The organism is Alkalibacterium kapii, assembly GCF_007988865.1.
Lineage (GTDB): Bacteria > Bacillota > Bacilli > Lactobacillales > Carnobacteriaceae_A > Alkalibacterium > Alkalibacterium kapii.
On the sequence record NZ_BJUY01000009.1, the window covers coordinates 47,227 to 62,711 of the forward strand.

14 protein-coding genes are annotated in these 15,485 nt (G+C 39.1%); 3 read left to right on the forward strand and 11 right to left on the reverse strand.

What is annotated here, in order from left to right; translation table 11 throughout:
• Positions 1 to 67: 67 nt before the first annotated feature.
• The 10 genes from AKA01nite_RS04795 to AKA01nite_RS04840 all read right to left on the reverse strand — a co-directional run bounded on the left by AKA01nite_RS04795 (position 68) and on the right by AKA01nite_RS04840 (position 6,985).
• Positions 68 to 1,129 carry a M24 family metallopeptidase gene (locus AKA01nite_RS04795; protein ID WP_146924184.1) on the reverse strand — a complete coding sequence of 354 codons (1,062 nt, stop codon included), beginning with the start codon at positions 1,127 to 1,129 and terminating at the stop codon, positions 68 to 70.
• Positions 1,130 to 1,322: 193 nt separating this feature from the next.
• The gene (locus AKA01nite_RS04800) at positions 1,323 to 1,787 is read right to left on the reverse strand and encodes a hypothetical protein (RefSeq protein ID WP_146924185.1); all 465 of its coding nucleotides are present in this window, start codon (positions 1,785 to 1,787) and stop codon (positions 1,323 to 1,325) included.
• 6 nt (positions 1,788 to 1,793) lie between these two features.
• Entirely contained in the window at positions 1,794 to 2,234 is a 441-nt protein-coding gene (gene comGF, locus AKA01nite_RS04805; RefSeq protein ID WP_186805099.1) for a competence type IV pilus minor pilin ComGF, read from the reverse strand.
• A complete protein-coding gene (locus AKA01nite_RS04810; RefSeq protein ID WP_146924187.1) occupies positions 2,231 to 2,557 on the reverse strand; it encodes a type II secretion system protein in 327 nt (108 codons plus the stop codon). The genes comGF and AKA01nite_RS04810 overlap by 4 nt, the downstream gene beginning before the upstream one ends.
• Entirely contained in the window at positions 2,544 to 2,993 is a 450-nt protein-coding gene (gene comGD / locus AKA01nite_RS04815) for a competence type IV pilus minor pilin ComGD (protein ID WP_186805100.1), read from the reverse strand. The genes AKA01nite_RS04810 and comGD overlap by 14 nt, the downstream gene beginning before the upstream one ends.
• 17 nt (positions 2,994 to 3,010) lie before the next feature.
• A complete protein-coding gene (gene comGC, locus AKA01nite_RS04820; protein ID WP_146924189.1) occupies positions 3,011 to 3,358 on the reverse strand; it encodes a competence type IV pilus major pilin ComGC in 348 nt (115 codons plus the stop codon).
• A gap of 16 nt (positions 3,359 to 3,374) precedes the next feature.
• Positions 3,375 to 4,439 (reverse strand): competence type IV pilus assembly protein ComGB, encoded by a 1,065-nt coding sequence (gene comGB / locus AKA01nite_RS04825; RefSeq protein WP_146924190.1) that lies wholly within the window; start codon positions 4,437 to 4,439, stop codon positions 3,375 to 3,377.
• Complete coding sequence (gene comGA / locus AKA01nite_RS04830) at positions 4,387 to 5,463, reverse strand: competence type IV pilus ATPase ComGA (RefSeq protein WP_246116989.1); 1,077 nt, start codon at positions 5,461 to 5,463, stop codon at positions 4,387 to 4,389. Before comGA ends, comGB begins: the two co-directional genes overlap by 53 nt.
• 139 nt (positions 5,464 to 5,602) lie before the next feature.
• Complete coding sequence (locus tag AKA01nite_RS04835) at positions 5,603 to 6,328, reverse strand: YebC/PmpR family DNA-binding transcriptional regulator (protein ID WP_146924191.1); 726 nt, start codon at positions 6,326 to 6,328, stop codon at positions 5,603 to 5,605.
• Between the two features lie 135 nt (positions 6,329 to 6,463).
• Positions 6,464 to 6,985 (reverse strand): VanZ family protein, encoded by a 522-nt coding sequence (locus tag AKA01nite_RS04840; protein ID WP_146924192.1) that lies wholly within the window; start codon positions 6,983 to 6,985, stop codon positions 6,464 to 6,466.
• A gap of 109 nt (positions 6,986 to 7,094) precedes the next feature.
• On the opposite strand from AKA01nite_RS04840, the gene AKA01nite_RS04845 reads away from it, so the two are divergent.
• On the forward strand, positions 7,095 to 8,900 hold the full coding sequence (locus AKA01nite_RS04845; RefSeq protein ID WP_146924193.1) for a M3 family oligoendopeptidase: 1,806 nt from the start codon (positions 7,095 to 7,097) through the stop codon (positions 8,898 to 8,900).
• Positions 8,901 to 9,752: 852 nt separating this feature from the next.
• On the opposite strand, the gene AKA01nite_RS04850 is transcribed toward AKA01nite_RS04845, so the two are convergent.
• A complete protein-coding gene (locus AKA01nite_RS04850) occupies positions 9,753 to 11,066 on the reverse strand; it encodes a C40 family peptidase (RefSeq protein ID WP_146924194.1) in 1,314 nt (437 codons plus the stop codon).
• 272 nt (positions 11,067 to 11,338) lie between these two features.
• Between AKA01nite_RS04850 and trhO the strand changes: the two genes are divergently transcribed.
• Entirely contained in the window at positions 11,339 to 12,304 is a 966-nt protein-coding gene (trhO, locus tag AKA01nite_RS04855) for an oxygen-dependent tRNA uridine(34) hydroxylase TrhO (protein WP_146924195.1), read from the forward strand.
• Positions 12,305 to 12,490: 186 nt separating this feature from the next.
• On the forward strand, positions 12,491 to 15,100 hold the full coding sequence (locus tag AKA01nite_RS04860) for a transglycosylase domain-containing protein (RefSeq protein WP_146924196.1): 2,610 nt from the start codon (positions 12,491 to 12,493) through the stop codon (positions 15,098 to 15,100).
• The last annotated feature ends 385 nt before the right edge of the window (positions 15,101 to 15,485 follow it).

Sequence of the window (15,485 nt, forward strand, 5' to 3'; positions counted from 1 at the left end):
CTTCCTATTGTATCACGATTGATCCCTAAAACCTATTTTCATAAACAAGAAATGCGGATTTTTTATTCTATAATTGAATAAGTTCTTTTGTCACACTCATCAGATTTCTGTTTCCGTCTTTGGTGATCACTAAATCATCTTCGATCCTTACTCCGCCGACGTCAGGAATGTATATCCCCGGTTCGTTTGTAATGACGTTCCCTTGAACTAAAGGTTTATCGTTCCTGTAATTGATCCCTGGATTTTCATGAACTTCCAAACCAATCCCATGACCTGTTGAGTGACCAAACGCTTCGCCGTATCCTTTTTCTTTAATGTAATCTCTGGCAACCGCATCCAGTTCTTTTCCTGTGATGCCTGGTTTAGCAGCTTCATTAACTTTTGCTTGTGCTTCTAAAACGATTTGATGGATTTTTTTCAACTCTTCGCCGGGATCACCCAAAGCAATCGTTCGAGTCATATCTGATACGTAACCTTTGTAATAACAACCGAAATCGATCGTGATCATATCACCTTGTTCGATTTTTTTATCACTCGCCACACCATGAGGCATTGCTGAACGCTTTCCGCTGGCTACGATCGTATCAAAAGAAACACCCGTCGCTCCTTTTTCCCGCATCAGAAAATCAAGTTTATTGGCAACCTCTATTTCAGTTACTCCAGGTTTTATAAAGTTTAATATTTCCTGAAAAGCATACTCAGTAATTTTTATAGCCGCTTCTATTGTTTCGATTTCAGACTCATCTTTTATTTCTCTTAGTGATTCGATCAATCCACTGACCGGATTCAGTTCACACGGCAACAAATCCCGCATTTTATCAAATCCAGTGTAGGTTACAAAGTCTTTTTCAAAACTCAACACATTGATTTTTTCTTCTTCAATAATTGTTTTCACTTCTTCTAAAATCGGGCCAGTATTTTGAATGATAGAAAAGCCCTTTGTTTGTTCTGCGGCCTGTTTTGTATATCTAAAATCAGTGACAAAATAAGCTTTTTCCTGAGTAATCACACTTAAGCCAGTACTGCCAGTGAAACCTGAAGCATACCTTAAATTATATGGACTTGTTATGACTATTGCTTCTATTTTTTGATCTTTCATCATTTTTTGAATAACTTTTACACGAGACATCTTTACACCCTATTCTGTATTTAAATTTCCGCTCTGTTCACTTTATAACGAACACTCCGTATTTATTATAGCAAAACAAGGGCGAAAAATAAACGCATGCACTATGTATATATTGGTTATGAACAAAATAAAAAAGGCATACCAAGTGAAAAGATATTATTTCCTCTCGAATGATGCCTCTTATCTGTTAGTTTTAGTTTGTCACTATTGATCCTTCGCCCTGTTTTTCTTCGCTGGAAGTGTCTTTGACTGGTGTCTTACTGGTAGTAGTGTTATCTCTTTTCTTTTTTCGTTCTTCTTTTGAAATGGTCTTATCAATAAATATAGTCTGACTGCTGGTGTAGTTATTATTCAACTTGGCTTCAAGTTCGTATTCGCCGGCTGTCTTTTTTTCGATGGTCACTTCGCCTTGGCTGAAGTATATCGTGCCCGTTTCCACATTTTCCCACTCATTTTTTCCGCGCAGCAAAGTCTGGCTGACTTCGATCATTGCCTTCGCTTCATAAGCCCGGCTGACTAATTGGAGCTGCATCAATTGGTTATTAATAATACTAGTCAGTGAGATGATCAAAAATGAAATGAAAAAGAGCAGATGAAACGTCGATAATAAAAGACTTCCCTCGTCTTGCTCTATTGTTTTTTTAACTGAATGTCTCATTGATGCTCATCCATTCATTCGTACTCTGAAAGCTGCCTGGTACGTTTCATCGTTTTGAAAAATGACTTCTATTGTCAGTTTTTCATCTAAAAGCCCAAACTCAATACTTTTCACTTCCAGCAGTATCGGCTGGTGACCCTGAGAATCTACCTGCCTCCGTATTATACTGAAGCGGCGATTATAGGTGATTGTCTTTTTAAGCTGATCGCTGGGGTCGGTTTTTATTAATGTCAGTTCACTTTTTGTAGTGCGAACCGTTTCACTTTCTCTTAGTTCATATTCCAGCTGGTTGATAAATAAATGCCACTCGATCTGCCTTTCATCTTTAATGAGACTGCGACTGGTTTGAATTTGAGAAATCGCAAAGCTCAGTAAAAGCACACAACTACTTAGTACACTTAGTGTGATAATGACTTCAAGTAATGAAAAGCCTTTGTCGTTTTTCATTTTAGATTCCATTCTGCAGAAATATAATCGATCCCAGAAACTTTCTCTTTGTCCATATAAATATGGATGCTTTGATTTGTTTCAATGCTGTGCGCAGAAACATTTCCTGAATGATAGATTTTATTTTCTGGTTTGTCTGAATCATAAAACAAGGCTGACTCATATAAAAATCGGTTCAATTCCACGTCCTGTTTTTCTTTACTTCTTATAATCAACATCTCCATACTGAATGGTAAAACGACACTGACAAAAAAAGCCAAGATACTGATACTCACTAAACTTTCGAGAATGATAAAACCAGTATCGTTCTTATTCGATGACAAAACGGCCACTCCCCATCTGAAAACTTACGGATACTCTTCCATGGATGGTATTGAAATTCACTTTGTTGATATTCCCTAGATTCCCGGACTTTTTTGAAAACATATATTCTTTTGAAGTGCCTATTAGAGATATCGATTCAGGTAGATCGAGAATATGATTAGCTGGATGATTTTCATTCTCCCTGCCCGTCACTCTAAAGCGTATAAGTCGATTGGTCGGTCGTACTTCCATAGTGGTCCATTGATTATTAAAAACAGCTTCATTTTGAATCAGAGTGATCCCCGACCTTAAAGACTCAAAAAATAATTGGGTTTCCGTTTCTTTTTTCAATTGTGTGAAATGCATGATTGGAATTGCTGTTATAACGGAGACGATCACTAACGTTAAAAGGACTTCCAAAAGAGTGAAACCTTCTTCTTGTTCGAACTCATACATAAGTATCATCCTTAAGATCAGGGTGTCGACGTATTTGTTTTCTTAGTTACCTTACCCTCGGTTAAGTTAAAGTTGTCTGTTGCTTTTTTTAACTGTTTTTCAGTCAGGTAATCGTTATCAAATAATATTTGGAAAGTGGCTGGAGTTGTTTCATTATTGTCCATTTTGTACATATCGACTTGTGCCTGGATGACATTAGCTACAGCTTCATCCCCTGTATTTTCAGCTTTGGCTTGTCTGCCTGAAAGATTCGGTACAAACAGTAAAAGCAGCGCTGAAATAATAAACAGTACCAGTGACATTTCAATTAAAGTAAAGCCTTCTTCCCATTTTATTCGTTTAGTCCATTTTTTTATGCTTTTCATTTCTTATCCTCTTTTCTTAAAATGTATTGAGTGCGTTAAATGTTGGTAACAGTAAAGCTGCGTATATAGCGACGATTATAAGTGAAACGAAAATAAATATAATAGGCTGGATCAAGTTGATTCTCTGTTCGATCTTTTTGTCAAATTCTTCTTCACAAGTTAGTGCATACATCTCCAGTTCATGCCCCAGATGGCCAGATCGTTCACCTTGTCTAACTACTAACATTATTTCTTCTTTTAAAAAAACGAACTCTTTTAGACTGTCATGAAAAGAGTCGCCCTGTTTCATTTTTTGTTCAATATGGGCACCGATTTCGGTTATCAGTGGTGACAATGTATTTTGCTTCATGATCGTAACCACTTCTAAAAGTCCACTGTTTCCTTTAAGTAAAAACCCCCATTCATTTGAAAAAAACTGGCTCCAGTATAACCGGTACAATGAAGAGCGAGACCTTTTGGCGATCCAGTTCAATCGCTCCAGCGGGGACATTTTTCTACATTTAACATACACCAGCAAAAATCCGATCAGACAAATGAGACTTCCTGCGGCCAGTATTACAGGCGCATGATACACACCTGCCACGATCATTCTTGTTCCGAGATCAAGTTGCTCTGACCCAACTGAAACTAGGTCATTTATATGCGGCAGTAAAATAAACCGCATAGCTAAAAGCATCATGACCACAAAAAGGAACAAGATAGCCGGATAGTTTAAAACGGCTTTCATTTTCTTTTTCTTTTCTGCTTGTTTCAATAATTGTTCCCCCGACTTTATCGCTGTCTCTCCTAAATGACCGTGATAGAGAGAAAAATACAGTTGTGAACATACGACATCTGAAAAACCGGCTTTTTTTAATGCTATAGAAAACAGCTCCCCCTGACTGACCTCCGTATGTATGGCTGCAATCATCTCCTTTGAGTTTTTATCAACAATCGTTTCCAAAAAAATCAGCGTTTCCTGCAAAGAAAATCCGTCCTTAAGTAGCTGACCGCATCTTTTTAAAAAATAGCCCTGCTGCATCGTTATTTTATGCGTTCGATATATAGTAACGCCGATAGGTTTTTTCATTGATATAGCCATTCATAAACACCTTTTCAAGTAAGTGATTAAATTCTCTTTTCACTGAAACGGTCCCCCCGCCTCTTTCTGTCGGTTCATTAAAAGTAAGACTGTCCAGTTCTTTCGCAGTCATGACTTCAAATAAAGCAAGCCGTTTTTTGCCTCTATCATGATGGGAACAATATGTCCTGCAATTCGACTCACAAAGTGAACAATACAGTGGCAGCAATGTCTGGAATGCCACGCCAATCAAGGTTTGCTTAAGCAGTGACGTGCTCACGCCGAGCTCCTGCATCCTGGCTATCACACCTGAAGCATTTTTAGCATGAATGGACGCAACGATCAGGTGTCCAGTCAAGGCGCCACGCATGACCATACGAGCTGTTTCCTCGTCCCTTATTTCGCCAACGATAATAACATCGGGATGATGTCTCAGACTGGACTTCAGTAAGTGCTCATATGATACGCCAGCTTTGTCGTTCACCTGTGTCTGCAGGAAGGACGTTTCTTCTATTTCTACGGGATCTTCGACAGTTATGACCTGCTGTTTTTCGCCTTGGGAGCGATTTTTGATCAGATGATACATACTGGTTGTTTTGCCCGAGTCAACGGGGCCTGAAAATAACAAGAGACCTGATTTTGATTGAACGAGTCTTTCAAGCTTTTTCCATTCATGAGAAAAAAAGATTCCAGGTATTTTATTTTCCTCTTCTTTCTGCTTCAAGAGCCTGATCACCAGCGATTCTTGTAACTGATAGTTGCTTATAGTGGAAAATCGACAGTCTATTGCCTTATTGCTCAGTTGAAAAGTGGTTCCACCACTTTGCGGTCGTCTTTTTTCTCCAACATCCATATTGGATAGAAATTTGAAGTAAGAAATAAGCCGTGTCCCTTCATCCCGGTCAAGATAATACTGTTTCTCCATCTGGCCGTTCAGACGAAAATATATATCATAATGCTTCTGTTCAGGTAAAATATGGATATCGCTTGTCCGATATGAATCTGCCATCGTCAAGAGATGTACAGCAAATGCTTCAGTGTCCACCGCATCCTTCCTTTCTATTTTATTTGTCTTACCTTATATATTGTCTTTTTAATTTTTTATTCACGAAAAAACCTCAAATGAATGAAAAATATTTTTTCCGCTCATTTGAGGTTTTTTTAATGTGATTTCATTTTTTAAGTTAATTTTCTGCGTTGTGATAGACTTCGCTGACATCGTCGTCATCTTCCAGTGCATCTATCAGCTGTTCAAAGACTTCTTCTTTATCTTCCGGTACAGGTATAGTTGTTTGAGGAATCATTGTCAATTCTGCCTGAGCTAACGTATATCCGGCTTCTTTTAAGGCATCTCTTACTGCTGTGAAGTCAGTTGCTTCTGTATAAATTTCAAAAGCTTCATCACTTGTTTCCAGTTCTTCTCCACCTGCTTCAAGCACTTCCATCAACATGGTATCTTCATCCACATCAAGATTCTCTCTGTCGATCGCAATGTAGCCTTTGCGGTCAAACATATAGCTCACAGAGCCTTTTTCTCCTAAAGATCCGCCATTACGGTCAAAAGCCACACGCACATTGGTACTTGACCGATTCAGATTATCGGTAAGTGCATGCACAAGGACAGCGATCCCGTTGGGGCCATATCCTTCGTAGACCACTTCATCGTAATTATCACCTTGACCAGCGTCTGTTGCACGTTTGATTGCGCGTTCGATATTATCATTAGGCATGTTATTTGATTTTGCTTTATCTATAGCCAGTCGTAAAGAGGCATTCATTTCTGGATCTGCTCCACCATCTTTAGCTGCTTTGTATATTTCTTTAGATAATTTCTGGAATATCTTACCGCGTTTGGCATCTTGAGCCCCTTTACGCTGTTTGATATTATTCCACTTTGAATGTCCTGCCATCACAATTCCTCTTTCCTGAATTTGAGTTACAATTTTCTCTATTATTATACCAAAATTTCCAGCTATATCAACTTCACAGAGAAAATGACGTCGCTTACACGCTATTCAAAAAACCTTTCTTGTAATCAATTAAAACTATGTTCTAAACCTTAATTTTTTTCGTCTTCTACTTTTAGGTTTAAAAAGTAGAGCAACCGTCGTCCCAACAAGCGCTCCGGCACTGTCCAGCATAACATCTTCCATGAGTGCCGTACGGTTCGGGTTGAAAGATTGTCTCAATTCATCAAAAGAAGCGTAGCCAATGGAAAGCATCAATGCTATTAAAAATGTAAGCCAGGGATGCGCGACTCGGTTTTTCAGCCCTAAAAACCAGAATAATCCAAGGAGGAAGTAGGAAAGAAAGTGTGCTCCTTTCCTGATAAAAAAATCTATGAAACTGGTATACCCTTGTGCTCCTATACTTACTTCACTACCGGCATACATAAATTCAACACGTTCAAACAGCCATTTCAGCGGCTCCCCTTCAAGCCAGCGATGCAGAAGGGGTTGAACGTTCTGCTCTTCATATCCCATAGAAGTACTGTAAAACAGTAAAGCCATAACGCCAAAAGCAAGCAGTAAAAATACATTATCGATCGGTTTTACTTTTCTGTTCATTCGTTTACACCTCATTCGTTAGTAGTTCTATTCTAACTGATGTATCTGGATATGAAAAGAAAAAAACGATACAATAAAAGCAGGTCAATATACAGGGGAGAGATCATTGATGACAGAAAAGATGAATTGGGATATGGAAAGTGTGTTTTCAGGAGGAAGTCATTCAAAAACATTACAGAAACGTATCCAAGAGCTTGATCATTTAATTGGAGAACTTTTAATACAAATTAAAGATTGGGAACCCGCCCAGGACTATCCTGAATATCAAAACTTTGGTTCGTTCCTGGATAAAAGAGAAAGCATCGGCAATGGTTTGTCTGAAGCAAACACCTTTGCCCGAGGCTTGTTTTCAACGCATACAAATGATGCACAAGCAGCTAAAATCGTCAACCAACTCAGTACAGTAGCGAGTCAAATGAGTGAAGTTGAAACATTGTTTATGAAAAAATTGAAAGACGTCCCGAAAAAAGAGTGGTCTATCCTTATCTCCAAAGAACCTTTTTCAAAAAGCGCCTTTCCCTTGCAGGAAAAAAGAGAAAAAGGTCAAAAATTATTATCGGAAAGTGAAGAAAAAGTTATTCAAAAATTATCTCTTGACGGGTTAAATGGATTTGGAAATATGTATCAAACGATCGTCAATAGTGTGTCTGTCCCTTTCAATGAAGATGGCAAAATCACCTACTTGTCTGCAGGCCAAGCGGCAAATAAACTGACAGGTTCAAAAGATCCTGCTGTGAGATCTCGCTTGTTGATGGATTGGGAGAAGGCCTGGCGAGAAAAAGCGCCTCTGTTCGCTGATACACTCAATCACCTTGCTGGTTTCAGACTTCAAACATATGATTTAAGAGGTGAAAAAGACTTTTTAAACCCGCCGCTTGAATATAACCGCATGAAAGAAACGACTTTGAATACTATGTGGGATACGATCACTGAGAACAAGCCGAAAATCGTTGAGTTTTTAAATCGGAAATCCGCATTGATGGGCAAAGACAAACTCAATTGGGCTGATGTAACTGCGCCTGTTTCAGTTGGCGATTTCGAGCCCAAAACGTATTCCTTTGCCGAAGCAGAATCATTTATTACAACTCACTTCGGGACGTTCAGCGAAGAAATGCAAGATATGGCGCAGCGTGCTTTTGATGAAAACTGGATCGAAGCGGAAGATAAAGAAGGCAAGCGTCCAGGTGCCTACTGTTCTAATCTCCCTGAGAGCGAGCAGTCACGTATCTTTATGACGTTTTCTGGAAGTGCTAATAATGTTTCCACACTTGCTCACGAATTGGGGCATGCCTATCATAGTCACGTCATGAGGGATTTACCGGTATTAAACCGTTCGTACGCTATGAATGTGGCAGAAACGGCCTCTACTTTTGCTGAAATGTTGATTTCTGATGCAACAGTTTCGGTCGCCGAATCGAAAGAAGAAAAAATTGTTTTACTCGATAGCAAAATTTCTCGAGCAGCCGTTATGTTTATGAATATTCATAGCCGGTTTCTATTTGAAAAACGTTTTTATAAAGCCCGACAAAACGGTCTTGTTAGTGAAAATGAATTGAATACGATAATGGAAGAAGCGCAAAAAGAAGCCTTTATGGATGCTTTGGAAACCTATCACCCAACGTTCTGGGCAAGTAAACTGCATTTTCATATTACGGGTATTTCTTTCTACAACTTCCCATATACCTTTGGTTTCTTGTTCAGTCTCGGTATTTATTCCAAAGCAAAACAGGAAGGCCCGGCTTTCGCAGAAAATTACCGTAACCTGCTTAGAGATACAGCCAGCATGACAACTGAAGAGCTGGCAAAGAAGCATTTAAATGTAAATTTAGAACGTTCTGATTTCTGGCAGTCAGCCATCGATGAAATTTCAGCAGATATCGATGATTACCTTGCATTGACTGCAGATAAAATCTAATTTCTGTGGAATCTTTTTTATGTACGGTTTCTTTTTAATGAGGTAAAGCCCACTGTCATCTAACGATCCTACTCTTAGAAAACAATAAAAACGTCAACTGGTATCTTTTTTTCGAGGATATATAGTTGATGCTTTTTATATTATTGAAATATTCCTATTACTTTTTAGCTGAACAGCTTAATGCGCCTCTCTAGTAAGGATTGTTCGAATACGTTTGGTCGGCTCATTCTACTTGACCCGATGATTCGAACGTTGTTGTCGATTCTGTCAGTGCTTTTTTTAATAACCGGATATAATGATTCTTGCCAGCTACTACTTTAAATAGATTTCTCCATATTGAGTAGTATCTTAAGAAGTGAGAGAGAAAAAGGCGCGCACTCCTTAAGATAATGTCCTAGCTTAAGAAGTGAGATGAATGCAGACGAGTACTGCTTAAGATAATCAGTTTGTTTAAGTAGTGGTTGGAAAAACGTGATCAACTCCTTTAGATAACACCTTTTAAGACTAGCACGAAATAGATTTTGTTATTCTACTATGAAGTCTCCGTTCTTTGACAGGTTCCGCAGCACTTCAAATGTTGAATCTGCCGAAGCTTCTGTTGTTCAACACATTCGAGCGCATCCTTCCTTTGAACCAACCGAAGTTCGCATTATTCGACACATTCGGATGGTGCTGCTCGTTTGAATCAACCGAAGTCTCCATTCTTTGACAGATTGGACCGATCTTTGGATATGAAAACGGCGAACTTCCAGAAACAGGAAAACAAAACGCTAAAATAGTCAATAGAACTTATGAAAACATAAAAATCCGCTGTATAAACTTTTCAGTTTAACAGCGGATTTCTTGTTTATTTTAGTATCTTCCGTAACCAACGAGTTTAGGACCCCAATAGTTTGTGTGTACGCTAGTATAGGCGACACCTGTACTCGTTTGTGCACCAATAAATCTGCCATTCCCTACATAAATTCCGACGTGTGTGACGCGGGACCCATTAGCTGAAAAGAAAACCAGGTCGCCGGGACGCGGATTTGATACTTTTTGTGATGCAGCATACTGACCAGCAGCGGAACGCGGTAAACTGACGCCGACTTTTCCAAAGACATAGCTTGTAAAGCCGGAACAGTCAAATGCTGACGTCGTTGATCCACCATATAAGTAAGGTGTGCCAAGTACACCATTAGCATATGAACTGATCTGTCCCCAAGTCACACCGTTTGATGAAGCTTCAGGTGCGGGTTTTGGTTTCGGCTTGCTTGTCTGTTGTTCAGATTTATTGTTTGTTTTGTTCGAATCGCTCGTAGAGTTCGTATTGCTTGTTTGACTAGAAGACGAAACAGACACTTCGGATTCAACACTAGAGCTATTATTTTCCGTGTTTCTGTTCTCTAATGACTGTCTTGCGGCTTCTGCGGCTTCTTCTCTTGCTGATACAAGTTCTACTACTGCTTTTTCAGCTTCTGCTTTTTGAGACAAGAATCGGCTTCGCTCTGCTTCAGCTGTTGCTTTTTCAGCAGCAAGTTGGGCAACCAGCACTTCTTTTTCCAGCTGCTGCTGCTCTAATTCTTCTGAAATCCCTTCTAATTCAGCTGCCAGATTATTTTGCTCGGTAATCGTTTCTTCTGTTTTTTCCTGTTTTTCAATAACTTCTTGTTGATCTCTCACTTGAGCTTTGACTAATTTGCGGTTTGTTCCAACAAGATTTGAAACCACGTCGATACGTCCGATAATATCACTCAATGACTCAGCATCGATAATGAACTCTATGAAATTCGTTGTTTGTCCATCTACCTGTATTTTTCTTGCTTGTTTTTCTAATTGTTCGTTGCGTTTCTCAATAACGATTTCCAAAGCGTCGACTTCTTCTTGTAAAGTCTTCATTTCCTTGTGTGCTTTTTCCAATTTGTCTACAGCTTCTGCGATTCGTTTTTCGTTATCTGAAATATCCTCATTGATGGCACTTAATTCATTTTCAGTATTTGAAACGTCAACTTGCAAGGAATCGATAGTTTCTTCCAAGTTATGTATTTTTTTATCTGTTTTTTCTATCGTGCTTCTATTTTCACGGATCGCCTCATCATACTCGTTTGCTAAAACTTCTGTTGTAGTGGCAAGTGACCCCATTAATAATATACCTGTAAGTGCAGATACGACTAATTTTTTCTTCAAAAGACTTTCCCTCCATTTAGGTGAATCGAACTATTTTTCAAAGTATATATTCCATAAATATTGTATATGTTTTATCAACTAACTACGGACTAGTATAACATCTATGCATAATACTTTGATTGCATTGATATTACACTTGTGTTTCACTTATGAATCTTTCACAAGTCAGAAAGTAACGATTACTTGCAATTTAACGCTTTAGCCCCTATAATTCTAATGATTACATTAACTATTTCAGATGACTTGAACTGTATTATTAGGAGGTAAAATTTATGAGTGACTACCGTGTCTTACTCTATTACAAATATGTACACATAGAAAACCCGGAAAAATTTAGAGATGACCATATGAAACTTTGTCAGGATATTGGTTTAAAAGGCCGTATTCTTGTTTCAGAAGAAGGCTTGAACGGTACCTGTTCTGGGACTGTTGAGCAGACTGACCGCTACATGGAAGCTGTTCGATCAGATGAGCGGTTCGAGGATATCTTTTTCAAGATCGATGAAGCTGATGGACATGCATTCAAGAAACTTCATGTGCGCTATCGTCCCGAAATCGTCTCTTTGAAACTGGGTGAAGAAGATCATGATGCAAGCAAACTGACTGGTGAATTTCTTGATCCAGTGGAATGGAAAAAAGCTTTGCAAGATGAAAATACTATCGTGCTCGATGCCCGTAATGACTACGAATATGACTTGGGACATTTTAGAGGAGCGATTCGTCCAGATATTCGTTCTTTTAGAGAATTGCCGGATTGGATCAAAGAGAACAAAGAAAAATTCATGGACAAACGTGTTGTGACGTACTGTACGGGTGGAATTCGCTGTGAAAAGCTGACTGGCTGGCTGATCAAAGAAGGTTTTGAAGATGTGGGTCAGTTGAATGGTGGGATCCATCATTATGGTAAGGATCCAGAGACCCAGGGTGAAATGTGGGACGGTAAAATGTATGTATTTGACGAGCGTATCAGTGTCGATATCAATAAAGTCGATAAAAAGGTTATCGCCAGAGACTGGTTTGACGGCGAACCTTGTGAACGTTACGTGAATTGTGCCAATCCTGAATGTAACCGTCAGATCATTACTTCAGAAGAAAATGAACACAAATATTTACGCGGCTGTTCACATGAATGCCGTATCCATCCACGAAACCGTTATGTAGAAGAACACGGCCTCACTCAAGATGAAGTAGAAAAAAGATTATCAGTTATTGGTGAAACACTTCCAGAAAGTGTTTAATTATTTTCCCTCTGTGACTTAATTTCACAGAGGGCCTTTCTATATTAACATGTAAAAGGTTTTAACATTTTTGTCACATTGGCTGTTTAGTTACCTGATTGACGTGCTTACCATTTTTTATTTTTCATTAGTTTTGCTATAATATAGCAAGTCACATCACTATCTAAACCCATTAAGGAGTCTATAATGAAACGATCAGAAAACAAAGGACAAAAGCAATCGGAAGAAAAAAAGCAATCGAATGTCTCTTCCCGATTTCAAACGTTTATCCATTACTTTGATATCTTTTACCGTGTCGTTAAAGCTTTAGTTATTTTACTTGTTGTTATTCTACTTGTTGTCGGCTCTTTAGGCGCAGGTACAGCGGTTGGCTATTTCGCATCTTTAGTTCACGGTTCAGAAGTGCCTAAACGAGAAGAAATGATCAGTCAAATCCAAGACTACACACGGAAATCGAATATGTATTACGCAGATGGTTCATTAATCAGTGATATTCGTTCGGATTTGTTGCGAACCCCTGTTTCACTGGATAATGTCTCTGATTATGTCATCCATGCTATTGTGTCAACTGAAGATGAGTATTTCTTTGAACATGAAGGTGTTGTTCCTAAAGCAGTCGCTCGTGCTTTGGTTCAGGAGCTGTCAGATTCCGGGGCAACAACAGGCGGTTCCACATTGACACAACAATTGATCAAACAGCAGATTCTTTCTCCGGAAGTTACTCATGAAAGAAAGGCGAATGAGATCCTGCTTGCTTACCACTTGGAAAACGAAGTAGATAAAGACCAAATCCTGGAGGCTTATCTAAACGTCTCCCCTTTTGGACGTAACAATAAAGGACAGAATATCGCGGGTGTGGAAGAAGCTGCTCAGGGTATCTTTGGCGTTTCAGCAAGTGACGTCTCACTTCCTCAGGCTGCTTTCATTGCCGGACTGCCGCAGCGTCCGATCGTATTCAGTCCTTATACACAATACGGCGATTTAAAAGAAAGCCATGACTTGAGTCTTGCACGCCAGGATGAAGTGTTGTTCCGTATGTACCGTGAAGGTTATATAAGCGAAAAAGAGTATGAAGACGCGCAGGCCTATGACATAACACAAGACTTCATCAACAAGGAAAATATCGATTATAAAGATAATTCTTATGTCTATGACGTTGCGTATCTGCAATCCTTGGATCTTCTTACTCAAAAATTTATGGATGATGAAGAAGTCACCGATGCTATGGTTGAGGAAAATCCTGAAATTGTGAATGAATATAAAGATCGTGCAGAATATGCACTGAAAAATCAAGGATACAAAGTTTATACGACCATTGATAAAGAAATTCATAACACACTTGAGCGCGTGACTAGTGAGTATATCGATAAACTCGGTGGCGAGAGATCTTACACTTATACAGATGATGAAGGTGAGACTCATACCGTCACCAGACCAATAAACACATCAGGTGCGATGATCGATAACCAGACAGGACGTGTACTTGGTTTCATTGGAGGCCGTGATTATGACTATAGTCAGTTCAACATAGCTTTTGATGGTGATAGACAACCCGGTTCTGTAATCAAACCACTTGCTGTCTATGGACCTGCTCTTGACGAAAATCTTATCACGCCGGCAACTATTATTCCTGATACGCCTTATACAGTCCCCGACTGGGATCCTGATATTGGTGATTTTGTCGATAAAGAAATCGGAAATGCTACCCGTACTACAAACGAATGGATGACTGCTCGAAAAGCTATTACAATTTCTCAAAATATTCCTGCTTCTAAAATTTGGATGGAATTAAAAGAAAAGCATGATCCCGGTGCTTATATCAGACGAGCTGGATTTGGACCCGAAGATATTCTGGAATCTGATTTTGATAATGCCTCTTTCGCTTTGGGAGGATTAAGCAGAGGGCTTGCGCCAGTGGATTTGATCAGCGCCTTCTCAAGCATGGGTAATGATGGTGTCCATATGGAGCCTTATGTCATTGAACGTATCGAAAACAGCAAAGGTGAAGTCGTCCACGAATACAAGTCCGAGGAAAGTCGTGTATTTAGTACTGAAGCCAATTATTTACTTGTCGATATGCTTAGAGACGTACATGTGCAAGGGACTGCTAGAGGGACCATGGACAATCTGCCTTTTGAAGCAGACTGGATTTCAAAAACCGGTACTACACAAGATCGCTCAGATATATGGTATGTTGCTGGAACACCAAAAATAACATTTGGTACCTGGATCGGCTATGGAACCAACGAAATCAGCCTAGGTGACGACTTCGGTATCCACCCGAGCCGTCGTAACCGTAATTTCTGGACAGAACTGATGAGTGCTGTGTACGAAGTGAAGCCGGATGTTTTTGGAGTTGATGAAAAATTCCCTAAACCGGATAGCGTCACAAGGGAATCTGTAATCAAAGCCACAGGAATGAAATCGGGAACAGTTAAAACTCCGGGCGGTGGATCCTTCTATTATTCAGGAGCTACTCATTCGGAAAACTTCAAAAAAGATAATGTTCCTGGATCTACTGTCTATGACTTTGCTATCGGAGCTTCGGATGAAGAACTGGCCAAATTCTGGGGTGGTCGACGACCAACTAGCAAACCGGATAACGAAGACGAATCAGAGTCCAATGATTCCAGCAATGACAATGACTCCAATTCAGAAGACGAAAAAGAAAAAGAATCAGAAGCGACTGAAGAAAATCAAGAAGATGAGTCTGAAGAAACAAGTGAAGAAGAACAAGAAGCCGAGGACAATGAATCATCGAATGAAGAGTCCAGTGACCCAGAAGATGAAGAATAGCAATTAATAAACAAAAAACGACGCTTATCAACATATGTGATAGGCGTCGTTTTTTGTGGTTTTGAATAAAAATTATAAAGTTATAGTTTTGCTGATTGATATAGCTGGCCTCTCTTTATTATTATCAAAAGGTCTCTAATATTATTTTAAAAAGTCGGCCTTAAGCAAGCATATTTTATAAGTAATATCCTTTACTATATTGAGACAAGTTTTTACTTCATGTGTTATAAGAAGTTGTTGCTAAATCCATATTGCAACTACTTTTTCTCTTTTTTGTCAAAAACATGTTGCCAAACCGTTATTGCAACTACTTTTCTCCCTTCTTTCTCAAAAACATGTTGCCAAACCGTTATTGCAACTACTTTTTCCTCTTCTTTCTCAAAAA